Genomic DNA, 25,281 nt, shown 5'->3' with positions numbered 1-25,281 from the left:
AACAGGGGAAGGAAGACGGGTCGAATCAAAATGGCTTTGCAACAGATGAAAAGATGTTGGTGGAAAACACCAACATCGGTCCTTTGATACATTTCAAAATAGCAATCGAACAAGGTTTTACAAGTATTAAACTGAACCTCATAAACGTTATTCGTTCCTAAAATTCCATATTTAATCTCAAAGGGTTTAATTCCCAGATGCTTGCATCGTTTTACCTTTTTTTTAGAATTTGGGATTTGTTTTTTTGGAATTTGATACCTCGTATGCTTGCATCGGGGTAGTTCATTCAGAATCATGCAGCATAAAAAAAATCCGAAAACAATTTGTTTTCGGATTTCTTATTAGGCTATAATTTCAGTTTAGCAAAGTTTTACGGTCTTTACTTTTATTTGTAAGCTCTTTCTATACGCTTTGATGCTTATGATATCAGCACTTTTTTTGCGGTTGATATAAATCACTTGATTTTTTAATGCAGAATCCGATGTCGCTTCTTTTTTGGTCTCCTTAAGATCGATCGTTTTTTCGAGCATGGTTTCTACGGAGTTTATATCTACATTGGATACGGTTTCGTTTTGACCAATTGCGAAAAGAGGGAAAGTTATTAAGGCGAATATTAAGATAGCTTTTTTCATGATAGTTTAATCGATTTCGTTTAAATTCTAATTTTAAACTCAGTCCAAAGAAACACATCATTCTAGCTTAAAATGAATATATTAGTTAAACCGATGAAATTTTGGCTGACCCGAAAGGCTTCGTAAAAAACATCGACGAACTACACATAAATGGCGCGTAGACCAATAAAAACCTAACAGTTGAAATGACAGATTTTTCAGATAACCCGTTCATCGAGCTTTTTAAATCCCAAGAGCAGCACCAATTCTTGATTGGCAATGCCACTTATAAGCAGCGCATTACAAAGTTGAAAGCGCTGCGGAAGGCAGTTGAGCACACGTATAAACAAGAGATAAGAGATGCCTTGTATAAGGATTTCAAGAAACCAAGTTTGGAAGTGGATTTAACTGAAATCTATCCCATAGTGGATGAGATCAAGTTTGTGAGCAAGCATCTTAAATCTTGGCTCAAAAAGCAAAAGGTCGAGACACCTATGGCCTTGTTGGGCAGTTCGTCCTGGATCAAGAATGAGCCAAAGGGCGTCTGCTTGATCATTTCCCCATGGAATTTCCCCATCAACCTTACCTTTGGGCCTCTGGTCTCTGCCATTGCAGCGGGCAACACCGTGATTATTAAGCCCAGTGAGATGACTCCAAATGCTTCGGCAATTATGGCGAAAATTGTGAATAGGGTCTTTGATGAACATGAAGTGGCATTGGTGGAGGGCGAAGTTGAAGTATCCACCCAATTGCTGAAACTTCCGTTCAATCACATCTTTTTTACAGGTTCGCCACAAGTAGGGAAAATTGTGATGGAAGCGGCCAGCAAAAACCTCTCGTCGGTTACTTTGGAGTTGGGAGGGAAGTCGCCAGTGATTGTGGACGATAGTTCCAACATTGATAAAGCGGTTCAGAGAATTTGCTTCGGAAAATTTGTCAACGCGGGTCAAACTTGTATTGCGCCAGATTATGTGTTTGTCAACGCATCGGTAAAGGATGCATTTGTTACGAGCTTTAAAAAGCAAATCAAAGAATGGTATGGGGAGGATATTTCAAAATCGGAATCCTTCAGTAGAATCGTGAATCAAAAACATTTCAAGCGCTTACAATCTTATATAGACGATGCCCAAGCGAACCAGACCGAAATCTTCCGTGGCGGAGCTTCCGATGAAAAAGACAATTTTATCGCGCCAACGTTGGTTTTAAATCCAGGCGATGACAGCAAGCTCATGCAAAATGAGATTTTCGGACCTATTTTGCCCGTCAAGACCTATGTCAATATTAAGGAGGCGGTACATTATATCAACCAAAAAGAAAAACCTTTGGCGCTTTACATCTTCAGTAAAAACAAGCAAAACACCAATTATATTATCAACAATACCAGAGCAGGCGGCACTTGCATCAATCATAACCTGCTGCAATATTTAAATCATAACTTGCCTTTTGGCGGTAGCAATAACAGTGGTATTGGCAAATCTCATGGCTATTTTGGCTTTTTGGAGTTTATCAATCAACGGGCGGTTTTAAAGCAACACACATTAGGCGCAGTGGATTTGTTGCTACCACCTTACACGAATTTCAAACAGAAGTTGGTGGATTTAACCATTAAATGGTTTTGAGGGAAGGAAGTGGTTTTCGGTTTAATACCATTAGGGATAACTCGATTTATCCTTTATAAGAAGCCACCTTGAACCTTTGGGTTTTTAAAGTTCATTCTTTAATTGCTGTGATTTAGGCAGTTGGGAAAAAGTACTAAATCTTAAGGTAGCGTTAAATGCGTTTTGAAATGTTTTATGCTTTTTTAAAATCGATTATCTTTGGATAAATTCCCCCTATGTTACGCTGGATTCTTTTCGTTTCGATTTATATACTGCTTTCGATTTATGGATTTCAGGCCATTAAAACCCTAACCAAAGTTACTTGGATTCACTATCTGTTCCTAGGCATTTCATTAGTTGTTGTTGGTAATTTTATCTATCAGTTTTCTATAGGATCTGAAGGTCGCGTTTTGAATCCTGCCAAGTCCTATGCCTTCGGCTTTTTATTGGCATTTATGGCTCTCAATCTTATTTTAGTGCCTTTTCTATTGGGAGAAGATATTATTAGGGCTGCCATCGGCATTTTTGAAAAACGAGTGACCAGTGAGGAAGGCTTTCACTTACCATCCAGGCGGAAATTTATTAGCGGGCTCGCATTGGGGCTTGCGGCTATTCCCTTTGCGGGGCTGCTCTACGGCATGTATAAAGGGAAATACCGCTTTCGGGTTTTGGATTACACACTTCACTTTGAGGATTTGCCCGAAGCTTTTGATGGGTATCGCATCACGCAAATTAGTGACATCCATTCGGGGAGCTTTGACAACCATAAAAAAATACAGTATGGCGTCGATTTGATCAAAGCGCAAAAAAGTGATGTCATTTTATTTACCGGCGATATGGTCAACAATAAAACGACTGAAATGTTGCCCTGGGTGGATATGTTTAGTCAACTCAAGGCTCCAGATGGCGTCTATTCTGTTTTGGGCAATCATGATTATGGCGATTATATCGATTGGCCTTCGCCAGCAGCCAAAGCCCAAAATATTGCCGATTTGGTGCAGCTCCAAAAAGATTTGGGCTTTGATATATTACTCAATGAAAGTCGGTTTATAGAAAGAGATGGGCAACGCATCGCCATTATGGGTGTTGAGAATTGGGGCAAGGGCGGATTCAAAAAAGCAGGCGATCTCCAAAAGACCAAGGAGAATGTGGCATCCAATGATTTTAAAATTTTAATGACGCATGATCCCAGCCATTGGGAGGAAGAAGTTTTGCCAGATGATTATCATTTCCACCTTACTTTGAGTGGCCATACCCACGGGATGCAATTTGGGATTGAGATTCCCGGTTGGATCAAATGGAGTCCTATAAAATGGCGTTACAAACAATGGGCAGGTATTTATAAAGAGTTGGGACAATACATCAACGTGAACCGAGGTTTTGGCTATTTAGGCTATCCAGGACGCGTAGGCATCTGGCCAGAAGTGAGCGTGATCACCCTAAAAAAAGGCACAAAAGAAGCCTAATGTAAAGGAAATGTCCGTTTTGATGCGGAAAATGCTTATTTTTAATTTATAAATAGATCAACCTGAACCCGCTAAAGCCCATTATTTGAAGCATTGGCAAAAATAGATTTTGGTTTTAAGCGCGAGAGTTGATTTAAAAATTTTAAACGTATGTCAAAATTTGGGGAACTTATAGATGTTGATATTCCTGTACTTTTAGATTTTTTTACCGAGTGGAATGAGCAATCCACGGCCATGCATCCCGTAATGCGCGATGTTGCTGCTGCGCTCGGCGATAAAGCCAAAGTAATCAAGATTGACGTTGATAAAAACAAGGAATTGGCAGAAGCACTTCGTGTTAAAGGCTTGCCAACACTCATTATCTACAAAAATGGCGAAATGAAATGGCGACATAGCGGTGAGCAAGACGCCAACACGCTTATTGCCATTGTGCAGGAATACCTTTAGTTGAGGGCGTTTATTTAGAAGATAGAAAAAAGAGAATAGGATATAGAGAATAGCCGAAAGACTAAAAGTAAAATTTTTGTGAGGCGGCAACATTCAAGTCTTTGTTCACTGTGCTAGAAGCGCAGCGCCAGCCAGCCGTTAGGCACGGTATTGATTCTTATTTCAAGCTTTCAAATCGAAACCCTTTTTCGCTAAAATATGCCAACATCCTTGGCAGCGCATACATCATATTTTTTGATGCCTTAATACTATCGTGAAAAACGATGATACTCCCAGATTCTGTATTGGAAATGACATTCTGAAGACATTTTTCTTCGGAAAGTTCTTGCTCCCAATCAAATGAGATCACATCCCACATGACGATTTTATAAGCCAGTTGCATGAGTTGTTTGCTTTGTGCAGGCTTTATAAGTCCGTAGGGTGGGCGGAAAAGCTTTGGGATTGATGATTGAAGATTGTCAATTGACGATTGTTGATTGTCCCCCAAATCCTCTAAGGAGACTTTTGATGTGTTCTTGGCTTTCGAGTTTTGCCTCGAAATTTCGGTATTGAATCCTGAATCCTGAACTTCGAACCCTAAACCTTGAACTTTAAATTTTGAATCTTGGATAATCCCTTCCGCTGCTGCGACATCTTGCAAATAAGCTGCCGTAGTGGTTTCCCAACCTTTGGTGTGATTTTGGGTGTGGTTTCCAACGCGGTGGCCTTCCGCCAAAATACGCTGGAAGAGCTTGGGATGTTTTTCAACATTATTGCCAATACAGAAAAACGTGGCTTTGGCTTGATGCGCATTTAAGGTGTCCAAGACGAAATCGGTCACTTCGGGCGTTGGGCCATCATCAAAAGTAAGGTAGATGATCTTTTCATCAGTCTTAACATTCCAAACATAATTTGGAAATATTTTCCTGAAGAGCCAAGGTGTTTTAACGGGAATTAACTTCAAGGCGTCATTCGATTTTAAAAAGCGTATCGGCGTTTGTGGAATCCTTCTGCAAATCACGCTCGTCAATTACGGGCTCTACGTCTTCCTTATCGCCCTCGGTAAAGTGTTTGAAAAGTTTGAGATAATTGTTGAATTTTTCAGTTTCTTCCATCGCAAAAGATTCATCTTGATAGAGTACCAAGAGATCAACCAAACTACGGTAGCGTTCAATATCGGTAACGATTTCATCCAAATAGCGCGTTTGATTCTTGATGCTCAATCCGCTCCAATAGGTCAAACTCTCTTGATATTTTTTAGAGACCTCTCTATATAGTTTACGGGCTTTTTCTTTATTGCCTACTTCGTAATAACCGCTAATGTAAGGCTCGAGCAAGGTGTAAAAACCGAACTTATCCACCGGTAAATTTTCCATGGCCAAATCTGCAATATCTTCTGCCTTTTCCAGTCGATCCTCATTGATGAGCGCTTCCATCAATCTGGCGAGGTTGCCTCTATAGGTGATGCCATTTTTACGGGTTTCAACGTCGTGGTAAATGTTATCGCTACCGCTATTGCCCCAATCCCAAGCCATGACTTGCTTGTACATCAAATCGGTGTCCACGCGTCCCATATCAAAGGGATTGGCGCGGTTGACAGGAGTTCTTATTGGGACGAGCTTGTAAACTAGGCCATCGAGCTGCAAATAATCCTTCATCCAGATATAATCATCTTCTCCAAAAGCACCACCGGTAAAATAAATCGGACGTTTCCAATCGTTATTGGCGATAATATCCAACATCAACAGGCGATTTTTATATAGGGCACTACCTGTGATTTTTATGTCGATATAAGGCACAATCTTATCGGCATCAGCTTCCTTCACGATATTGTTGTCCAACACATTTTGTTTGTCAACAGGAATGCGCACACTCGTGGTTGGCATGTAATTGGATTTCAAGAGATGATCGGGATATACCGAGGTATCTTCGCCCCTGGCTTCAAGCGCATATTTCAATTTGTATTTGGGATCATCGTTGGAGATAAAGTCAATAAAGTCCTTTATCAAAAAAGTATCTTTCGTGATCTCTTGGCTTATGATGTAATCACGTGTACCATATTGGTATTGTGCATGTGTAAGTTGTGATGGGATAGGGTCGCTCTCGTAGGCTTTGCGCTTCATTTGGTCAATGTACCAATCGGTTTGGAAAAGGCTGGTGTTGACCACGCGAACATCGGTTCTTACCCCTTCAATTTCCTGAAGGTACCACAATGGGAAAGTGTCATTGTCGCCAATACTGAACAAAATCGCGTTTGGTGCGCAGGATTCTAAATACATGCGAGCCATGGCCTGCGCGGTATAGCGGTCTGACCGGTCATGATCGTCCCAATTATTGGCGGCTAAAATGCCGGGCACAAGGGCTAGGCAGATGATGGTTATGGCAGGTGCAAGAAATTTGGAGTTGGCATACTTCCGCAGAAAATTAAAAATAGCGAATACGCCAAAACCAATCCACATGGCAAATACATAAAAAGAGCCCACTACCGAATAGTCCCGTTCCCTTGGCTCAAACGGCCGTACATTGGTGTAAAATTGAATGGCTAGCCCTGTGAATAAAAAGAACACCAGCATAACCCAAAAGAGTTTGGGATCGCGACTCATTAAGAATAGAAAGCCTATAACTCCCAGAATTAAAGGTAAGAAGTAATACGTGTTTCTCGCCTTATTGTTTTTCACATCACTGGGCAGGTTGTCCTGTGACATGCCCAAATGCCAATTGTCTATAAAATCAATGCCGCTAATCCAATTGCCATGCAAATCGTCGTATTTACCTTGAATATCATCTTGACGACCGGTAAAATTCCACATAAAATAGCGCCAGTACATGTAGCCCAATTGATAATCCAACATGTAATAGAGATTATCGCCAAGAGATGGTTTCTCAATCACCAAGAAATCGCGACCAAATTGTTTTAAAAAACTGTGGTAATCTGCATAATCTAATTTTCCTTGGGCAACATCTCTTTTAAAGTCGTTTACCAATTGTCGCACACGATTGTCCATTTGATACTCTGGCTTGATTTTAAAATCCAGTAAACCAGTAAACATCATGTAATTTTCGGCATGTTCGCCACTCCACATTCTTGGTAAGATCTGTGCGTGCTCAGAATTATAATTTTGCTCGGCGTTTTTATAATCGTTCACGATCACGTATTTGCCTTGTTCCTCATCCTTTTCGTATTTTGGTTTGGCATCTTTATAAGGATTGTTTTTATCTAAACCAGCATATTGATCAGTGAACAAAGGGCCGTAGAACAAATGCGTCTCAGGATATTGCTCCAAATTGTAATACGCTAGAAGCTCTCTGGCACTTGATGGATTATTCTCATTGATTACGGTATCTGCATTGGCACGTATGGGTAGCATGATCCATGAGGAAAAACCTATAAAGATAAAAATAAGGCAGAGTGTTAGGGTGTTGGCATACTTGTAGCCTTTGTCTCGGGTATATTTTAAGCCGAAATAAAAAGCCGTTATTATTGCAAGACCAGCGATGATAGAGCCAGAATTGAACGGAAGCCCAACGCTGTTTACGAAGAATATCTCGGAAGCACTAAACAGAAGAAGTGCATTTGGCAATAATAATTTAAATATGAAAAGCAAGATGGCAGCTGCTACCACGTTGGCTATGATGAAATTCTTAGCCGTGACTTTTTCATAATTTTTAAAGAAGTATAGGAGTCCGAGCGCGGGAATGGTCAAAAGCCCCATAAAATGTACTCCAAAGGATAAGCCAATCACAAATGCAATTAAGATGAGCCATCGGTGACCTCTAGGCTTAAACATATCTTGTTCCCAGCGCAACCCCAGATAAAAAAGTATTGCCATGATTAAAGTGGCCATGGCATAGACTTCAGTCTCAACGGCATTGAACCAAAAAGAATCTGTAAAAGTAAAGGCCAAACTGCCTACCAAAGCACTGCCTATTATAGCGATGGAGGTACTGGTTGTTAAAGCCTCTCCAACATGTTTGGTCATTTTTCGCAATAATATAGAAATGCTCCAAAACATAAAAAGAATCGTGAATGCGCTGGCCACAGCACTCATCATATTGAGCATCATCCCAATATAACTATTGTTTCCAAAAGTAAAGAGCGAGAAAAACGCACCTAACATTTGAAAAAGCGGTGCTCCGGGGGGATGACCAACCTGCAATTTGGCAGAGGTCAAGATATATTCTCCAGCATCCCAAAAACTAACCGTTGGTTCTATGGTTAAAGCAAAAGTGAGAAGAGCCACAGCAAAAGCAAACCAGCCGGTAATGGTATTCCATTTCTTGAAATTGGAATGTGTCATAAAAAAAGTCTATTAAATGCGGGCGAATTTACTAATAAATATATAAAACGCTACGATTTTTAAGTTAAGCTTACGAATTTTGATTTTTTTGCTAAAATTATTTGTACAGATAAAAGTTTGTACTAAATTTGCACGCGCTTAAGAAAGACGAAAGTTTTTAAAAGTGTTATTTTGGCCTATGGTGTAACTGGTAACACGTTGGTTTTTGGTACCAAAGAGTCTAGGTTCGAGACCTAGTGGGCCAACAAAAAAGTCTTCCTAAATTTAGGAGGACTTTTTTTATTTCTGAAGGTTCAAAGTTCAAACTCCGTGCTCCCGACTTCTACTTTTAGCTTCAAATTTTAAACGTTATCACGGGTCTTTTGGCGTGGTTTACCAAATCCTCGCTAATGCTTCCATTGAAAAAGTGTGCAATCCCTTGTCGGCCATGGGTGCTAATGCCTATTAAGTCGGCATCGATATCTTTCGCGAAATTGAGGATGCCTTTTTCCACAGAATCATCATTGTACACGGTTATGGTATAATTTCTAAAGCTATAGTCCTTGATAAATTCATCGATACGTTCTTTGGCTTTTGTGGTAGTTGTGAAATTACCGGGCGTATTGACCATGAGCAAATGAATTTGTGCTCCAAAACTCATGGCGAACTCAGTGGCTTGGCGGTATGTTTCTTTATTGTCCTTTTTAAAATCTGAAGCAAACACGATATCTTCAACGCTAAAATCCTCATGCTCATTTTTAATGACTAACACAGGTACATGTGAACTGCGAACCACTTTCTCGGCATTTGAGCCTATAAACACTTCTTCAAAGCCACTGGAGCCGTGTGAGCCCATAACGATTAGATCTATGTCTTGTTCTTTGGCGATCTCTGCAATGCTGCTAAAACTCACGTCTGGCTTTACAACTTCATTTACGGTTAATCCCTCAAGAAATTCACTCGCTAAGATTTCCTTGAACTTTCTATGGGCCATTTTCATAAAAAACATGACCTCTGGCACATCTGCGTTGGCGTTAATCGCGTCAACATTGGTAAGCGGTATTTCGAGTAAATGCAGTAAATAGATTTCGCTATTATTTTTTCTGGCTATATGAGAGGCAACTTTCAGGGCGTTTTCTGCCTCTTTGGAGAAGTCTGTTGGGACAAGGATCTTTTTCATGGTTACTGTGTTGATTGATAGTCTTAAAGTTAATAATAAAAATCGAAATACGGACGTTTGCTAAAGTCAATAAAAATGTTGTATATTTGCAGCGTTGTTTGAAGAAAAGAATAATGAGCGGACGGAAAGTCCGCTCTTTTTATACAGAGAATGTTCAAAGATACCGTAAAACGCTTACTAGAAGAAGGATTGGAGCAAAGACCAGATTTGTTCCTCATTGATTTTGATGTGCTTAGTGATAATACCATTAAGGTCATTATTGATGGCGATAATGGCGTTTTAGTTGAGGATTGCATGTTTATTAGTAGGGCAATTGAAAATAATTTGGATAGGGAGGAAACCGATTTTTCCTTAGAAGTCTTATCAGCAGGTGCAACTGCGCCGTTAAGCAATCAAAGACAATACAAGAAGAATATAGGTAGAACATTGAGTGTTCAAACCAAAGACGGAGAAACCATTGAAGGTACTTTAGATGAGGCTACAGACGATCACATCATTTTGTCGTGGAAATCTAGAGAGCCCAAACCGGTAGGGAAAGGAAAGGTCACTGTTAATAAACGAGCAGAAGTGGTCTATGGTACCATCTCTAAAGCTCAAGTTGTAATAAAATTTTAATTCATAATAATTATGGAAAATATTGCGTTAATTGATTCGTTTTCAGAATTTAAAGACGATAAATTAATAGATCGTGTCACGCTAATGGCGATTTTGGAAGATGTGTTGAGAAATGCTTTGAAAAAGAAGTATGGAGATGACGATAACTTTGACATCATTATTAACCCAGATAAGGGCGATTTAGAAATTTGGAGAAATAGAATCGTAGTGGCAGATGATGAAGTGGAAGAGCCTAACCAAGAAATATCCTTGAGCGAAGCACAAAAGATCGAACCTGATTTTGAGGTTGGTGAAGATGTAGCGGAAGAAGTAAAGCTTATCGATTTAGGCCGACGCTCGATCTTAGCTTTGAGGCAAAATTTGATCTCTAAAATCCATGAGCACGATAATACTAATATATACAAGCATTTCAAAGAACTTGAAGGCGAGATATATTCAGCCGAAGTACATCACATTCGCCACAGAGCGATTATTTTACTCGATGACGAAGGCAATGAAATCATTCTTCCGAAGGATCGACAAATCCCTTCAGATTTTTTCAGAAAAGGTGAAAATGTGCGCGGTATTATCGAGAGCGTAGAACTTAAAGGCAATAAGCCTTCAATTATTATGTCTAGAACTTCGCCAGTGTTCTTGGAAAAATTATTTGAGCAGGAAATCCCAGAAGTCTTTGATGGCCTAATTACCATCAAGCACGTGGTGAGAATTCCTGGAGAGAAAGCAAAAGTGGCAGTTGATTCTTATGATGATAGAATTGATCCTGTAGGTGCCTGTGTGGGTATGAAAGGTTCTAGAATTCACGGGATTGTTCGTGAGTTGGGTAATGAGAATATTGACGTGATCAACTATACCAACAACCTGCAACTATTTATTACCAGAGCATTGAGCCCGGCAAGGGTAACCTCGGTCAAAATAAATGAAGAAACCAAACGTGCTGAGGTGGTGTTAAAACCAGAGGAAGTTTCTAAGGCCATTGGTAGAGGCGGTCATAATATTAGATTGGCTGGCAAACTAACAGGTTATGAAATTGATGTGTTTAGAGAAGGTGCAGAGGAAGATGTTGAATTGAAAGAATTCTCAGATGAAATAGAGGATTGGGTCATTGAAGAATTTAAAAAGGCTGGCCTAGATACAGCAAAAAGTGTCTTGGAGCAAGAGATTGAAGATCTTGTTAAGCGTACAGACCTTGAGGAAGAAACTATTAAGGACGTGATGCGTATCCTTAAAGAGGAATTTGAGGAATAAGCACGTTTTTTTCAGGATAGTGTTAATTGGAATAAAGGAAAATAAGTATATTAAGGCAATTTATGGCTCAAACAAGATTAAATAAAGTATTACGGGAACTCAACATTTCTATTGATCGCGCGGTGGATTTTTTGGAATCCAAGGGTGTTGAGATAGAAAAGAAACCGAATACGAAAATCTCAGAGGAAGTTTACGCGGTTCTTTCCAACGAATTTCAAACGGATGCCAACAAAAGGGCAGAATCCCAAGAAGTGAGTGAGGCTAAGCTTAAGGAAAAAGAAGAGTTGCGCGTGCAACGTGAGCGAGAAATTGAGGAGAAAGCAGAGCGGGAGGCCAAACAAAAAGAAGTCGTTAGGGCAAAAGCTGAATTGAGCGGACCAAAACAAGTTGGCAAGATCAATTTGGATGGCGATACCCTTAAAGTCAAGAAGGAAGAAATAGCGCCTCCAAAAGAAACAGAAAAAGAGCCAGCTAAAGAGCCGGCAAAAGAGCCAGCTAAAAAGGTAGCCGAAGAAACAGCCGAAGCCCCTGTCAAAGAGGCTGAAATTGCTCCTGAAAAGCCAAAAGAAAAACCAAAAGAAGAGAAACAAGTTAGCGAGGCCCCAGTTGCCGAAGATAAAAAGGAATCGGCTAAGGAAGAAGTTTCAGATACTGAGAAAGCACCTGAAAAAGCCATTGCTGAAAAACCTGATACAGAAAAGGTCACACCAAAATTTGAAGTTAAGAAAGAGCCAGAAGCGGGTTCAACCGAAAGCGCTTCAGACGATACGCTCATTACCAATTACAAAAAGCTAAGCGGTCCTAAGATTGCAGGAGAGAAAATTGATCTGTCCCAATTCAAAAAACCTAAGAAGAAAAAAGACGATAAGAAAGTTGGCGATGCCGATAAGAAAAAACGTCGTCGCATCAGTAAAGGGCCAGCTGGGACGGATAGTCGTCCAGCAAAAGCTGCTCCAAGAGGTGGTTATAAAGGAAGAAACCCTATCAAACGCAGCACTGGCGTAAAAGAAGATCCAAGTGAGGCAGATGTACAAAAACAAGTACGCGAAACCTTAGAGAAACTTCAAGGAAAATCCTCTAAAGGTAAAGGTGCCAAATATAGAAGAGAAAAAAGAGATCAACATAGAGAACAGACTGAGAAGGACATTGCAGACGCGGCAGAAAGCAAAATACTTAAAGTTACAGAATTTGTAACAGCTAGCGAAGTGGCGACGATGATGGACGTTTCGGTAACCGAAATTATCTCGGCCTGTATGTCTCTTGGGATGATGGTCACAATGAACCAACGTTTGGATGCAGAGACCTTGTCGGTTGTAGCAGATGAATTTGGTTATGAAGTGGACTTTGTCACTTCAGATTTGGAAGATTCAGTGAAGGTTATTTTAGACAATCCTGAAGATTTGAAACCACGTGCGCCTATTGTTACGGTCATGGGTCACGTAGATCACGGTAAAACCTCTCTACTGGATTATATTCGTAAGGAAAATGTGATCGCAGGTGAGTCGGGTGGGATCACACAGCACATAGGTGCTTATGGTGTCACTTTGGATAATGGTCAAAAAATGGCATTTCTAGATACACCAGGTCACGAAGCATTTACAGCGATGCGTGCTCGTGGAGCTCAAGTTAACGATTTGGCAATAATTGTAATTGCGGCAGATGATTCCATCATGCCACAGACGAAAGAGGCCATCGCCCACGCGCAAGCGGCGAGTGTGCCTATAATTTTTGCAATCAATAAGATTGACAAGCCAGGTGCAAACCCTGAAAAAGTAAAAGAAGGTTTGGCACAAATGAACCTTTTGGTTGAAGATTGGGGCGGTAAGATCCAGTCTCATGATATTTCAGCCAAGAATGGAACTGGTATTAAAGAATTGTTGGAAAAAGTAGTGTTGGAAGCTGAAATTTTAGAGCTGAAGGCAAATCCAGATAAAATGGCTTCAGGAACTGTTGTTGAAGCTTATTTAGATAAAGGACGAGGTTACGTGTCTACCATTTTGGTGCAGGCAGGAACCCTTAAAGTAGGTGATTACGTTTTAGCTGGTAAAAACAGTGGTAAAGTAAGAGCCATGCAGGATGAACGTGGAAAAGAGGTCAAAACTGCAGGCCCTTCAACACCAGTGTCCATTTTAGGGCTCGACGGTGCACCACAGGCAGGTGATAAGTTCAACGTCTTTGCCGATGAGCGTGAAGCCAAGCAAATAGCCGCGAAACGTATGCAATTGCAACGTGAGCAAACGGTAAGAACCCAACGTCATATTACTTTAGATGAAATTGGACGTCGTATCGCACTAGGTGATTTCCAGGAATTGAATATCATCCTTAAAGGGGATGTGGATGGTTCTGTAGAAGCATTGACCGATTCGTTCCAGAAATTATCTACGGAAGAAATACAGGTTAACATCATCCATAAAGGGGTAGGAGCCATTACTGAAAGTGATGTCTTGCTGGCAACAGCGTCTGACGCAATTATTATAGGGTTTAATGTTAGACCAATGGGTAATGCACGTCAAATTGCAGATAAGGAAGCAATCGATATAAGAATGTATTCCATCATCTACGATGCCATCAACGACCTTAAGGATGCGATGGAAGGCATGTTGTCCCCAGAAGTCAAAGAGGAAATCACTGGTACTGCAGAAATTAGAGAGACCTTTAAGATCTCCAAAGTAGGAACCATTGCTGGTTGTATGGTATTGAGCGGTAAAATCTATAGAAACTCAGGTATCCGATTGATTAGGGATGGTGTGGTAATCCATACAGGGTTGCTAACGTCCTTAAAACGATTTAAGGATGATGCCAAGGAAGTCGCAAAAGGATACGATTGTGGTATCCAGTTGAAAAACTACAATGATATCGAGATTGATGATACCATCGAAGCTTTCCAAGAAGTGGAAGTCAAGAAGAAGTTGAAATAAAACGGCTTGAAAAGCAACGAGTATAAAGTGCATAAAAAAAGCGATTCCTTTAGTGGGAATCGCTTTTTTTGATTTATAGTCTCCGGTCTTTAGTCTTTAGTCTTTAGTCTTCAGTATTCAGTCTTTAGTCTTCGGTCTTCGGTCTTCGGTCTCCGGTCTCCGGTCTTCGGTCTTCGGTCTTCGGTCTTCGGTCTGCGGTCTCCAGTCTTCAGTCTTCAGCCTTCGTGCCTCCAACTCACTTCTCTTTCTTCGGCTCAAAAACCATGGCTTTAGTAAAGGATTTCTTGATTTTCTGGAGCGCGATATCCGCTTCTAATCTGGTGCTGAAATTGCCCACCCATACCTTGTAATTTGGTGTTTCATAAACCATTTCAGCAGGCCATTCACTAAATTCATTTTGAAATTCGATTTTTAAGGACTCGGCTTCGGCTCTAGACCCAAAATCCAACTGGATCTTATAAAGGTTTACGGTTTTAACATCCTTTTTATATTCCAGCAATTTGGTGATATCACTATGTTGATCAACCGTTACATTTCCTTGTTGAGCCAATGCGTTACCCAGAAAAGCGAAAAAAGTTAGCGCCAAAAGGCTTATTTTAAATTTGTTATAAATCATGCTGTATTTTTATTTTTTACAAAGAAAATCATTTTTTTTTAGAGCGGTGTTTTTAAGCACTACTATTAAACTGAAAGCGGGGTTTTTTATTATTTAGAATCCTTATAAATTAGCAATTAACGCTTCTCTAACATTTTCAAAATCGACTTTAAGTGTTATTTTTGCCAGAGTTTTCAGAAGGTTTTTAGCCATGATAAATGAAAAAAACCGTACCAAAGTTTAGAAGATAATCCTACAAACAATATGATACAAGTAATTTACCGAAAATTAGCTTCCAAGTTCCTCAACTTAGGGTTAATTATTTTACTTACGTTCTCCACATCATTGTACGCCCAAGATGGTGATCCTGAAAAAGGAAAATCATTGTACAATACCAATTGCGCTGCTTGTCATCAATTGGATAGAAAAATGACGGGGCCAGCGTTAAGAAACGTTGCGTCCAGGTTGCAAGAGGAACAGGGTTTGGGGAGAGATTGGCTCTACAAATGGATTCGTAACAGTAGTGGTCTTATAAAATCTGGCGACGATTATGCTAACCAGATTTATGAGGAGTATAACGGTGTTGCGATGACTGCTTACCCGCAGTTTTCTGATTCGGATATTGATGATATTTTAGCATATACCGCACAGCCGAAGGAAGAAAAGACTGCAGACGTTGATGGGGAGGTTGCTACAACTGGCACTACTGAAGGTGGCGGAACTTCAAACAGGTTAATTCTTGGTGCCTTGGCATTATTATTTGCGCTATTGGCTATTTCTTTGGTCTTGGTAAGGAAAACTTTAAACCGTTTTGCAGATGCTAAAGGTTTAACGGTTGAGGCTGCTGAAAAGAAAAAGGGCTTCCCAATCTGGAAAGCTTTCGTTCAAAATCAATTTTTAGTTTTGGTTTCGGTTATTATACTTTTGTTAACTAGTGCGTACTTTGTGTATGGATTTTTCATGCAAATAGGCATTGACCAAGGATATGAACCTATACAGCCAATTCATTACTCGCATAGAATTCATGCCGGTGAAAATGCAATAGATTGTAAGTATTGCCATTCCTCTGCACGTGTGAGCAAGCACTCTGGGATCCCTTCTTTAAACGTGTGTATGAACTGTCATAAATCCATCTATCAAGTTGCTGAGGAAACTCAACAAATGGGTATTGAGGAGTATGGTGTCGACTATAATGCAGAAATCCAAAAACTTTACAAAGCTGTAGGTTGGGATGAGGAGGATCAAAGTTATACTGGGGAAACACAGCCGGTAAAATGGATTCGTATCCATAACTTGCCAGATTTTGCATATTTTAACCACTCGCAGCATGTTGCGGTAGGAGGTATCCAATGTCAGGAATGTCATGGGCCGGTGCAAGAAATGGAGATCATGTACCAATATTCGCCGTTAACTATGGGCTGGTGTATCAATTGCCACAGAGAGACTGAGGTTAAGACCGAAGGCAATGAGTACTACACGAAAATACACGAAGAATTGTCTAAGAAATATGGTGTTGATAAGCTAACTGTTGCACAAATGGGAGGTTTAGAATGCGGCAAGTGTCACTACTAATATCTGGTTTTAGTGATTCCCATCAAAATGGGAAACGGTGTTGCAAAACAATAAGCAGATTGGCATTGCGCTGGTCTAAATGAAAATTTTAACAAGAAGTAATTCAATTATATCATATGTCATCAAACAAGAAATACTGGAAAAGTGTTGAAGAGCTAAACGAAAACAGCTCTATTGTTGAGACGCTTAAACAGAATGAGTTTGTAAGTGAGATTCCTACCGAAGAATTTTTGGGTAACAAAAAATCATTGGAGTCTTCTTCAACTACGCGTCGTGACTTTCTAAAGTACGTGGGTTTTAGTACCGCAGCTGCATCACTTGCGGCATGTGAAGGCCCTGTGGTTAAATCCATTCCCTATGTGGTTCAGCCTGAGGAAATCATTCCTGGGGTTGCCAATTATTATGCAACCACTATCGCAAACGGTTTTGATTTTGCCAGTATTTTGATCAAGACCCGTGAAGGTCGACCTATTAAAATTGAAAATAATACCTTGGCTAAAACCCAAGGCAGTGCAAATGCAAGAGTTAATGCTTCTGTTTTGGACTTGTACGATAACATGCGCGTAAAGTCTGCGATGAAAGATGGCGCTCCTATAACTTGGGAGACTTTTGATGCAGAAACCAACGTAGCTTTATCAAGCATTAAGAATTCTGGTAAGGACATCGTTTTGTTGACACAGACTTTTGCGAGTCCGTCAACTTCAAAGTTGATTGCTGAATTTCAATCCAAATATGGCAATGTGCGTCACGTCGTTTACGATGCTGTTTCAGAATCTGCCGCACTGGATGCTTTTGAAGCAAAATATGGTACCAGAGGATTGGCAACTTACGATTTTGAAAAGGCTATGACCATAGTTTCAGTTGGGGCCGATTTTCTTGGTGATTGGCAAGGTGGTGGCTTTGATGCAGGTTATGCGAAAGGTCGCGTGCCTAAAAATGGCAGAATGTCTCGTCATATCCAATTTGAATCCAATATGTCTCTCACTGGTGCAAACGCAGATAAACGTGTGCCTGTCACACCTAGTCAGCAAAAGCAAGTACTGGCGCGATTATACAGTTTAATTACAGGTGGCTCAGCGGCTACAGATTTGCCTGAAAATATCGATCAAGCGGTTCAAAAGGCGGCTTCAGCTTTGAAAAAGGCGGGAAGCAATGGTGTTTTGGCCACTGGGATCAACGATGTAAATGCTCAAACTTTGGCCTTGGCAATCAACAGTGCTTTAAGTAGTAAGGCTTTTGATCCTTCGACCCCGATCTTGACAAGACAGGGAAGTAATAAAGCAGTAAGCCAATTGGTGACCGATATGCTGGCTGGTAAAGTTGGCGGGATCATTATGAGTGGTGTAAACCCTTTATACACGCTTCCAAATGCACTAGACTTTGCTGAAGGACTTAAAAAAACAGAATTATCCATCGCTTTCTCTCAGAAAGCAGATGAGTCTGCCTTGGCAGCACAATATATCGCAGCAGCACCTCATTACTTAGAATCTTGGGGAGATGTTGAGCTTAAAAAAGGACACTTCAGTTTAATGCAACCAACCATTAGACCGTTGTTTGATACGCGACAATTTCAACAAGCGTTATTGTTATGGAATGGAAGTGATATGAGCTTCCGTGAATACATCAAGACCAATTGGGATGGTGGTATTTTAGGTGGCAACTCTTTTAATAAGGCGCTTCAAGACGGTGTCTATGTGCCTGGATTTATGGGTGCAAGTCCGGGAAGTGCATCCACTCAAACCAACGAAATCAGTGGTACTGATCTTAAAGATGAAAACGACAGCACCGTGGTTGGTGTTGGAATTAGCGATGAGGATCAAGCCACGAATGAAACTGCAAACGGTATGTCAATAGGAACCATTGGCAGTGCAGCAAGAGACCTAGTGTCTTCTGCAAAAGCTGAGGGTATGGAGTTGTCTTTATACACTAAAGTAGGTATGGGAGACGGTCAACAAGCCAATAACCCATGGTTACAAGAGTTTCCAGATCCAATTACCAGAACTTCTTGGGATAACTATGTGACGGTTTCTAGAGCAGATGCTGAGAAGCTGGGTTTTGAACACTCAAACGATGCCACTGGAGGTCTCAACGGAAACTATGCAGAGCTTACCGTTAATGGGATTACTGTGAAAAACATACCTGTGATCATTCAACCAGGGCAAGCAAAGGGATCGCTTGGTCTTTCGTTTGGATATGGTAGAACAGCAGGCTTAAAAGATGAAATGAAAACTGGTGTAAACGCTTACCCCTTATACCAAGACTTTAATACAACTCAAAACGTAAGCATCAAAAAAGAAGCAGGAATACATGAGTTTGCTTGTGTACAGTTGCAGAATACATTGATGGGGCGAGGAGATATCATTAAGGATACCACACTAGAAATCTTTAATACAAGGGAGAGACAGTATTGGAATCCTATGGCTATGGTGTCCTTAAATCACGAGGAAACACCAGTGACTTCGCCAAAAGTGGATCTTTGGGATGAGTTTGATCGTTCTATGGGGCATCATTTCAATTTGGCGATAGATTTAAATGCCTGTACAGGTTGTGGCGCATGTGTGATCGCTTGCCATGCTGAAAACAACGTGCCTGTAGTAGGCAAGGAGGAAATAAGAAGAAGCCGGGATATGCACTGGTTGCGTATTGACAGATATTATTCTTCGGAAGATACCTTTACTGAAGATGTCACCAAGAAGGAAGATACCAAAGGTTTATCAATCATCGATGCATACGATGAAATGGAACATGCGGCAGATAACCCGCAAGTGGCATTTCAACCAGTGATGTGTCAACATTGTAATCATGCACCTTGTGAAACGGTGTGTCCTGTGGCAGCAACTGTACATGGTCGCCAAGGTCAAAATCAAATGGTTTACAACCGTTGTGTGGGGACGCGTTACTGTGGTAACAACTGCCCTTATAAGGTTAGACGTTTCAACTGGTTTTTATATAATAAGAATGACGAGTTTGATTACCACATGAATGATGATTTAGGGCGTATGGTATTGAATCCAGATGTTACCGTTCGTTCTCGTGGTGTGATGGAGAAATGCTCCATGTGCATTCAAATGACACAGAAGACCATTTTAGATGCTAAGCGCGATGGTCGCGTTATTGAAGACGGTGAGTTCCACACAGCTTGTTCTGCAGCTTGTAGCAGTGGTGCGATTAAGTTTGGAGACATCAACGATGAGGAAAGTGTAGTTGCAAAACTAAAAGAAGATGATCGTATGTATCACTTATTGGAGCATGTAGGTACCAAGCCGAATGTGCAGTACCATGTGAAAGTAAGAAATACAACAGAAGCATAAACATTAATAAGAAACAATTATAATAGATTATGGCGTCTCATTACGAAGCACCTATTAGAAGACCCTTAGTTACAGGAGAAAAATCATATCACGATGTATCGATAGATGTGGCTAGGCCTGTTGAAGGCAAGGCAAACAAATCTTGGTGGATTGTGTTTTCAATTGCATTGGTCGCGTTCCTTTGGGGAATTGGGTGTATTATCTATACGGTATCCACAGGTATCGGAGTATGGGGATTGAACAAGACCGTAGGTTGGGCTTGGGACATTACCAATTTCGTTTGGTGGGTAGGTATTGGTCATGCAGGAACTTTGATTTCTGCAGTACTTTTGCTTTTCCGTCAAAAATGGAGAATGGCAATTAACCGCTCGGCAGAGGCAATGACTATTTTCTCTGTTATTCAAGCTGGTTTGTTTCCTATAATTCACATGGGTCGTCCTTGGTTGGCATATTGGGTGTTACCAATTCCTAATCAATTTGGTTCACTTTGGGTCAACTTCAACTCACCCTTGCTTTGGGATGTGTTTGCGATCTCAACGTATTTATCGGTATCTCTAGTATTCTGGTGGACAGGTTTGCTCCCCGATTTTGCGATGATTCGCGATCGTGCGGTAAAACCTTTTCAGAAAAAAATATACTCTTTATTGAGTTTTGGATGGTCTGGTCGTGCAAAAGACTGGCAACGTTTTGAGGAAGTATCCTTGGTGCTGGCAGGTTTGGCAACGCCTTTGGTTCTTTCGGTGCATACTATTGTATCTTTTGACTTTGCAACCTCTGTAATTCCAGGTTGGCATACCACTATTTTTCCACCTTACTTCGTTGCAGGTGCGATTTTCTCAGGTTTTGCAATGGTAAACACGCTTTTGATCATCATGAGAAAAGTATCTAGCCTTGAAGATTATATTACTGTACAGCATATTGAATTGATGAACATCGTCATCATGTTAACGGGTTCTATTGTTGGTGTGGCTTACATTACCGAATTATTTATAGCTTGGTATTCTGGTGTGGAATATGAGCAGTATGCCTTTTTGAATAGAGCAACTGGGCCTTACTGGTGGGCTTATTTATTAATGATGTCTTGTAATGTGTTATCGCCACAGTTTATGTGGTTCAAGAAATTGAGAACAAGTATTATGTTTTCTTTCTTTATATCCATCGTGGTGAATGTGGGAATGTGGTTTGAACGTTTTGTAATTATTGTGACCTCATTGCACAGAGATTATTTACCGTCCTCATGGACAATGTTCTCCCCAACTTTTGTGGATATTGGAATATTCATAGGGACTATAGGATTCTTTTTTGTGTTATTTTTGTTGTATGCAAGAACATTCCCCGTGATAGCACAAGCCGAAGTGAAAACAATCTTGAAATCTTCTGGCGAGCGTTACAAGCGTTTAAGAGAGAATGGAGAGAGCTTGGTAGGCACTGGAGCAGATTCAAGAACATCAGTCTTAAGGTTAAGTGACGATCATCACGATGCAGTCCCAAGCCAAGATAAAAAGGAACAATTAAAGAATCTCTTAATCGGCGTTGGTGTATTTGATGCAGAAATCCAGACGGCAGATGATCTCACAGTGATCAATGGCATAGATCCAAAGATGGAAGAAACACTTAACAGCATTGGCATTTATAGCTATGCTCAAGTGAGTAAAATGACAAAACGAGAATATGACTTGTTGGATGAAATCACAGGTGCTTTCCCTGGAAAAGCAGAGCGTGATGATTGGTCCGGACAAGCTAAAAAATTAATAAACTAGAATAGTAAATGGAAGCTTCAAAAGTAATTCACGCTATTTATACAGATGATGACGTCTTAATGGCCGCCGTTAAAAAGGTGAGCTCAGCGCATCACCATATCGAAGAGATCTTTACCCCCTTTCCTGTTCATGGTTTGGATAAAGCCATGGGATTGGCGCCAACTAGAATCGCAATTACCTCCTTCCTCTATGGATGTGTAGGTTTAGCGGTATCGATTTGGATGATGAATTACATCATGATTGAAGATTGGCCACAAGACATTGGTGGTAAACCCAGTTTTAGCTTTATTGAAAACATGCCGGCTTTTGTGCCTATCATGTTTGAGTTAACCGTGTTTTTTGCGGCGCACTTAATGGTAATTACCTTCTATTTACGCAGTAGATTGTGGCCATTCAAAAAGGCAGAAAATCCAGACCCTAGAACAACCGATGACCATTTTTTAATGGAAATTTCGGTAAACAACAATGAAAAGGAATTGACTGATTTGTTAAGAGAAACCGGAGCTGTGGAAATCAATTTAATTAATAAAGCGCATTAAACGATACAAATGAAGAGCTTAATTAAACTAATAACGGTAGTAATGATTTTTGTGAGTGTGGTTGCTTGTAACAGCAAAAGCTCTCGTAATTATCAATACATGCCCAATATGTATGAGTCGGTTGGTTATGAGGCCTATCAGGAAGCTGATGTCTTTGATAACAACATGGAAGCTCAAGAGCCTGCAGAAGGAACTATCCCCAGAGGTGGTCACTTGCCATTAGGAATAGCTGGTGATTATGATGGATATCTAGAAGCGAAGGCCAACCTTGAAAACCCTTTAGATCCTAAAGAATTGGAGGGGTCCGAAGGCGGACAACTTTATGATATTTACTGTGGCATTTGCCACGGTAAAAAGGGTAATGGGAAAGGTATTTTAGTGGAACGTGAAAAAATTCTTGGGGTGCCAAGCTTTGACGATGTAGGCCGAGCCATTACAGAAGGTAGCGTATATCACGTGATTTATTACGGGAAAAATGCCATGGGGTCCTACAAAAATCAAATTGATGAAAAAGAACGCTGGTTAGTGACCGATTATGTCATGCAGTTGAAAGCTGAACTAGAGGGAAGTTCTAAGGATACAAAAGAGGATTCAGCTGTAAATGCTGAAACTGAAAAAGCGACAGACTCCGTAGCCAAATAAGATAGATAAAGATTAAATAGATATGTATACAATTTCAGGTAAATTAAGAACAGTTGCTTTCGTCCTAATGATTTTAGGTCTTATTGGCGTTGTTTACGGTTTTATGACATCTCATAAATCTTTGGATGATGTAAAGGAAATGCTAGCTGCAGAGCACGCTGGCCATGGTGAAGATGCTGTAGATACCAAGGCTCATGTAGTCGCTGGTGTTGAAGACCATTCCGACAATGCACATGAGGCTAATGCTATTGGCGCACTAGAGGATCCTGCTAGCGCAAATATTGAACACGTTGGTACTGATGCACATGTTAATGACGAGCATGCTGAGCATGTACAGCATCTAATAGCAAACCGCCCTTGGTCTGCAATTTACGTTGCGGCTTTATTCTTTTTCACAATAGCATTGGGAGCGCTTGCCTTTTATGCAATACAATATGCCGCACAGGCTGGTTGGTCTCCATTATTGCTAAGAGTTATGGAAGGTATTACCGCTTACATGCTTCCGGGTGGATTGATTGTGCTGGCCATTGCTATTTTATCAGGCACAATTGGACATTACAATATTTTTATATGGATGGATCCCGAGGTGGTCAAAGAGGATTTACTGATTCGAAATAAATCGAGTTATCTAAATATAGGCTGGTTTGCAATAAGAGGCTTGATCTTCTTGACAGGATGGTTTTTATATAGACATTTTGCTAGGAAATTCTCAATTGCCCAAGATGAAGCAAATGATAACAAAAACTTTAAAAAGACCTTCCGTATTTCTGCAGGATTTTTAGTATTCTTTTTATATACAGAATCCATTGTGTCTTGGGATTGGATCATGAGTGTAGACCCACACTGGTTTAGTACTCTTTTTGGATGGTACGTTTTGGCCGGAATGATGGTTTCCGCGATAACAGTTATAGCCATGGTAACGATCTATCTCAAATCAATAGGGCATTTACCTTTGGTTAATGATAGCCATTTGCACGATTTGGCCAAGTTTATGTTTGGTTTCAGTATCTTTTGGGCGTACTTATGGTTCTCTCAATTCATGTTGATATGGTACTCCAACATACCTGAGGAGGTCACTTATTTTGTGACGCGATTTGAAGATTATCAGTTCTTATTCCTAGGTATGGTGGTGCTTAATTTCGTATTCCCGTTATTGATTTTGATGAACAGCGATTTTAAGCGATTGCCTTGGTTTATCATGATGGCAGGTATTGTGATTTTAGTAGGTCATTATATCGATGTGTTCAACATGATCATGCCGGCAACAGTTGGGGACCAATGGTATATTGGTATCCCAGAAATAAGTTCAATGTTACTTTTGGGAGGTGTGTTTCTCTTAGTGGTATTTACCGCTTTGACTAAAGCGCCATTAATGGCTAAGCGCAATCCATTCATCAAAGAAAGTGAACATTTTCATTATTAATAAAATACATAAAGAAGACTAACGACAATGACAGCTTTTTTAACAATTATAATAGTACTTTTCGTTGCAGTTGCAATTTGGCAAATGGTCAAGATATTTGACTTGGCCCAGATAGGGTCTGCAGATTCCACCCAAGTCGCAACTGATAACGACAACAAAATAAACGGGTATCTAATGCTGGGCTTTTTGGCTTTCATTTATATCACAACCATATTGTGCTTTTGGTACATTGGTGATTTGCCATTGATGTCTAACGCCGCTTCAGAACATGGCAGTGAAATTGACAACTTGATGATCATCTCGATGGTAATCATCTTTATCGTGCAAACCGTTACCCAGTTTTTATTATACTACTTCACCTTCAAATACAGAGGAGAAAAAGGACGTACGGCGCTTTATTATGCCGATAATAATACCTTGGAAGCTATTTGGACTTTCATTCCCGTAATTGTATTGTCAGGTTTGATCATCTATGGATTATTTACATGGACGAGCATTATGAATATTGACCAGAGCGATGATCCTTTGATCGTGGAGCTTTATGCGCAGCAATTCAACTGGAAAGCGAGATACGCAGGCAATGACAATGTATTGGGCTTAGCCGATGTAAGATTGATTGACATAGATAAGGCGAATATTCTTGGTTTGGATGAATCCGATCCAAATGCACAAGATGATATCATCACTACCGTGCTACACTTACCTGTGGGTAAACCAGTTCTTTTTAAAATGAGATCCCAAGATGTATTGCACTCTGCATACATGCCGCACTTTAGAGCACAAATGAACTGTGTTCCTGGTATGATTACGCAATTTGGCTTTACACCTACCGTGACTACTGAAGACATGCGTCAACGGCCAGCAATCGTTGAAAAGGTCAACAATATCAATGCATTGAGACAGGAAAATAGTGAAGCGGTTGAAGCGAGAGGGCAAGAGTTATTCTATCAATTTGACTATCTGTTGTTATGTAATAAGATTTGCGGTAAATCGCACTATAACATGCAAATGAAAATCATTGTGGAAACACAAGAAGAATATGATGCTTGGATAAATGAGCAGAAATTGTTCAAAGATTCACTGATTAAACAAGATTAAAAAAA

The 25,281-nt window shown here is 40.3% G+C and carries 19 protein-coding genes and 1 tRNA gene; 14 read left to right on the top strand and 6 right to left on the bottom strand.

Annotated elements, in window-relative coordinates; all coding sequences use genetic code 11:
* Nucleotides 1–359: 359 nt before the first annotated feature.
* Complete coding sequence (locus ESY88_RS13645; protein ID WP_147087272.1) at nucleotides 360–632, bottom strand: hypothetical protein; 273 nt, start codon at nucleotides 630–632, stop codon at nucleotides 360–362.
* A gap of 185 nt (nucleotides 633–817) precedes the next feature.
* Between ESY88_RS13645 and ESY88_RS13640 the strand changes: the two genes are divergently transcribed.
* The 3 genes from ESY88_RS13640 to ESY88_RS13630 all read left to right on the top strand — a co-directional run bounded on the left by ESY88_RS13640 (nucleotide 818) and on the right by ESY88_RS13630 (nucleotide 4,122).
* Nucleotides 818–2,230: an aldehyde dehydrogenase family protein gene (locus ESY88_RS13640; protein ID WP_147087273.1), complete on the top strand. Its 1,413-nt coding sequence runs from the start codon at nucleotides 818–820 to the stop codon at nucleotides 2,228–2,230.
* Between the two features lie 215 nt (nucleotides 2,231–2,445).
* A complete protein-coding gene (locus ESY88_RS13635) occupies nucleotides 2,446–3,675 on the top strand; it encodes a metallophosphoesterase (protein WP_147087274.1) in 1,230 nt (409 codons plus the stop codon).
* 150 nt (nucleotides 3,676–3,825) lie between these two features.
* Nucleotides 3,826–4,122: a thioredoxin family protein gene (locus tag ESY88_RS13630; protein WP_147087275.1), complete on the top strand. Its 297-nt coding sequence runs from the start codon at nucleotides 3,826–3,828 to the stop codon at nucleotides 4,120–4,122.
* Between the two features lie 157 nt (nucleotides 4,123–4,279).
* Here ESY88_RS13630 and ESY88_RS13625 read toward each other — a convergent pair whose 3' ends face one another.
* Together ESY88_RS13625 and ESY88_RS13620 are read right to left on the bottom strand one after the other, a co-directional pair.
* Complete coding sequence (locus ESY88_RS13625) at nucleotides 4,280–5,065, bottom strand: polysaccharide deacetylase family protein (protein WP_147087276.1); 786 nt, start codon at nucleotides 5,063–5,065, stop codon at nucleotides 4,280–4,282.
* A gap of 4 nt (nucleotides 5,066–5,069) precedes the next feature.
* Nucleotides 5,070–8,399 (bottom strand): glycosyltransferase family 117 protein, encoded by a 3,330-nt coding sequence (locus ESY88_RS13620; RefSeq protein ID WP_147087277.1) that lies wholly within the window; start codon nucleotides 8,397–8,399, stop codon nucleotides 5,070–5,072.
* Nucleotides 8,400–8,571: 172 nt separating this feature from the next.
* Between ESY88_RS13620 and ESY88_RS13615 the strand changes: the two genes are divergently transcribed.
* Nucleotides 8,572–8,644, top strand: a tRNA-Gln gene (locus tag ESY88_RS13615).
* A gap of 89 nt (nucleotides 8,645–8,733) precedes the next feature.
* On the opposite strand, the gene ESY88_RS13610 is transcribed toward ESY88_RS13615, so the two are convergent.
* The gene (locus ESY88_RS13610) at nucleotides 8,734–9,558 is read right to left on the bottom strand and encodes a universal stress protein (RefSeq protein ID WP_147087278.1); all 825 of its coding nucleotides are present in this window, start codon (nucleotides 9,556–9,558) and stop codon (nucleotides 8,734–8,736) included.
* 150 nt (nucleotides 9,559–9,708) lie between these two features.
* On the opposite strand from ESY88_RS13610, the gene rimP reads away from it, so the two are divergent.
* From rimP to infB, 3 genes are all read left to right on the top strand, one after another.
* On the top strand, nucleotides 9,709–10,173 hold the full coding sequence (gene rimP / locus ESY88_RS13605) for a ribosome assembly cofactor RimP (RefSeq protein WP_147087279.1): 465 nt from the start codon (nucleotides 9,709–9,711) through the stop codon (nucleotides 10,171–10,173).
* Between the two features lie 12 nt (nucleotides 10,174–10,185).
* Entirely contained in the window at nucleotides 10,186–11,418 is a 1,233-nt protein-coding gene (gene nusA, locus ESY88_RS13600; RefSeq protein ID WP_147087280.1) for a transcription termination factor NusA, read from the top strand.
* Nucleotides 11,419–11,480: 62 nt separating this feature from the next.
* Nucleotides 11,481–14,336, top strand: coding sequence for a translation initiation factor IF-2 (gene infB, locus ESY88_RS13595; RefSeq protein ID WP_147129044.1), 2,856 nt, complete (start codon nucleotides 11,481–11,483; stop codon nucleotides 14,334–14,336).
* Nucleotides 14,337–14,453: 117 nt separating this feature from the next.
* Here infB and ESY88_RS21100 read toward each other — a convergent pair whose 3' ends face one another.
* Both ESY88_RS21100 and ESY88_RS13590 read right to left on the bottom strand, forming a co-directional pair.
* Complete coding sequence (locus ESY88_RS21100) at nucleotides 14,454–14,594, bottom strand: hypothetical protein (protein WP_189702606.1); 141 nt, start codon at nucleotides 14,592–14,594, stop codon at nucleotides 14,454–14,456.
* Complete coding sequence (locus tag ESY88_RS13590) at nucleotides 14,572–14,952, bottom strand: SPOR domain-containing protein (RefSeq protein WP_147087282.1); 381 nt, start codon at nucleotides 14,950–14,952, stop codon at nucleotides 14,572–14,574. The genes ESY88_RS21100 and ESY88_RS13590 overlap by 23 nt, the downstream gene beginning before the upstream one ends.
* A 243-nt stretch (nucleotides 14,953–15,195) precedes the next feature.
* Here ESY88_RS13590 and ESY88_RS13585 point away from each other — a divergent pair, with 243 nt between their 5' ends.
* From ESY88_RS13585 to ESY88_RS13555, 7 genes are all read left to right on the top strand, one after another.
* The gene (locus tag ESY88_RS13585; protein ID WP_147087283.1) at nucleotides 15,196–16,503 is read left to right on the top strand and encodes a c-type cytochrome; all 1,308 of its coding nucleotides are present in this window, start codon (nucleotides 15,196–15,198) and stop codon (nucleotides 16,501–16,503) included.
* 116 nt (nucleotides 16,504–16,619) lie between these two features.
* Entirely contained in the window at nucleotides 16,620–19,814 is a 3,195-nt protein-coding gene (locus ESY88_RS13580) for a TAT-variant-translocated molybdopterin oxidoreductase (protein ID WP_147087284.1), read from the top strand.
* A gap of 29 nt (nucleotides 19,815–19,843) precedes the next feature.
* Nucleotides 19,844–21,574 carry an NrfD/PsrC family molybdoenzyme membrane anchor subunit gene (nrfD, locus tag ESY88_RS13575; RefSeq protein WP_147087285.1) on the top strand — a complete coding sequence of 577 codons (1,731 nt, stop codon included), beginning with the start codon at nucleotides 19,844–19,846 and terminating at the stop codon, nucleotides 21,572–21,574.
* Between the two features lie 8 nt (nucleotides 21,575–21,582).
* Entirely contained in the window at nucleotides 21,583–22,113 is a 531-nt protein-coding gene (locus ESY88_RS13570) for a DUF3341 domain-containing protein (protein WP_147087286.1), read from the top strand.
* Between the two features lie 9 nt (nucleotides 22,114–22,122).
* Nucleotides 22,123–22,755: a c-type cytochrome gene (locus tag ESY88_RS13565; RefSeq protein ID WP_147087287.1), complete on the top strand. Its 633-nt coding sequence runs from the start codon at nucleotides 22,123–22,125 to the stop codon at nucleotides 22,753–22,755.
* Between the two features lie 22 nt (nucleotides 22,756–22,777).
* Nucleotides 22,778–24,178, top strand: coding sequence for a quinol:cytochrome C oxidoreductase (locus ESY88_RS13560; RefSeq protein WP_147087288.1), 1,401 nt, complete (start codon nucleotides 22,778–22,780; stop codon nucleotides 24,176–24,178).
* A 27-nt stretch (nucleotides 24,179–24,205) separates the two neighbouring features.
* Entirely contained in the window at nucleotides 24,206–25,276 is a 1,071-nt protein-coding gene (locus ESY88_RS13555; RefSeq protein WP_147087289.1) for a cytochrome c oxidase subunit II, read from the top strand.
* Nucleotides 25,277–25,281 lie beyond the last annotated feature (5 nt).

Origin of the sequence: Subsaximicrobium wynnwilliamsii, from assembly GCF_007997225.1 — a bacterium.
GTDB classification, from domain to species: domain Bacteria; phylum Bacteroidota; class Bacteroidia; order Flavobacteriales; family Flavobacteriaceae; genus Psychroserpens; species Psychroserpens wynnwilliamsii.
This window is presented reverse-complemented; position numbering and strand designations above follow the sequence as displayed.

What these genes read in the sequence shown, in the direction of transcription:
- ESY88_RS13645 (WP_147087272.1), bottom strand. Translation starts at nt 632, where the DNA reads ATGAAAAAAGCTATCTTAATATTCGCCTTAATAACTTTCCCTCTTTTC.
- ESY88_RS13640 (WP_147087273.1), top strand. Translation starts at nt 818, where the DNA reads ATGACAGATTTTTCAGATAACCCGTTCATCGAGCTTTTTAAATCCCAA.
- ESY88_RS13635 (WP_147087274.1), top strand. Translation starts at nt 2,446, where the DNA reads ATGTTACGCTGGATTCTTTTCGTTTCGATTTATATACTGCTTTCGATT.
- ESY88_RS13630 (WP_147087275.1), top strand. Translation starts at nt 3,826, where the DNA reads ATGTCAAAATTTGGGGAACTTATAGATGTTGATATTCCTGTACTTTTA.
- ESY88_RS13620 (WP_147087277.1), bottom strand. Translation starts at nt 8,399, where the DNA reads ATGACACATTCCAATTTCAAGAAATGGAATACCATTACCGGCTGGTTT.
- ESY88_RS13610 (WP_147087278.1), bottom strand. Translation starts at nt 9,558, where the DNA reads ATGAAAAAGATCCTTGTCCCAACAGACTTCTCCAAAGAGGCAGAAAAC.
- rimP (WP_147087279.1), top strand. Translation starts at nt 9,709, where the DNA reads ATGTTCAAAGATACCGTAAAACGCTTACTAGAAGAAGGATTGGAGCAA.
- nusA (WP_147087280.1), top strand. Translation starts at nt 10,186, where the DNA reads ATGGAAAATATTGCGTTAATTGATTCGTTTTCAGAATTTAAAGACGAT.
- infB (WP_147129044.1), top strand. Translation starts at nt 11,481, where the DNA reads ATGGCTCAAACAAGATTAAATAAAGTATTACGGGAACTCAACATTTCT.
- ESY88_RS13590 (WP_147087282.1), bottom strand. Translation starts at nt 14,952, where the DNA reads ATGATTTATAACAAATTTAAAATAAGCCTTTTGGCGCTAACTTTTTTC.
- ESY88_RS13585 (WP_147087283.1), top strand. Translation starts at nt 15,196, where the DNA reads ATGATACAAGTAATTTACCGAAAATTAGCTTCCAAGTTCCTCAACTTA.
- ESY88_RS13580 (WP_147087284.1), top strand. Translation starts at nt 16,620, where the DNA reads ATGTCATCAAACAAGAAATACTGGAAAAGTGTTGAAGAGCTAAACGAA.
- nrfD (WP_147087285.1), top strand. Translation starts at nt 19,844, where the DNA reads ATGGCGTCTCATTACGAAGCACCTATTAGAAGACCCTTAGTTACAGGA.
- ESY88_RS13570 (WP_147087286.1), top strand. Translation starts at nt 21,583, where the DNA reads ATGGAAGCTTCAAAAGTAATTCACGCTATTTATACAGATGATGACGTC.
- ESY88_RS13565 (WP_147087287.1), top strand. Translation starts at nt 22,123, where the DNA reads ATGAAGAGCTTAATTAAACTAATAACGGTAGTAATGATTTTTGTGAGT.
- ESY88_RS13560 (WP_147087288.1), top strand. Translation starts at nt 22,778, where the DNA reads ATGTATACAATTTCAGGTAAATTAAGAACAGTTGCTTTCGTCCTAATG.
- ESY88_RS13555 (WP_147087289.1), top strand. Translation starts at nt 24,206, where the DNA reads ATGACAGCTTTTTTAACAATTATAATAGTACTTTTCGTTGCAGTTGCA.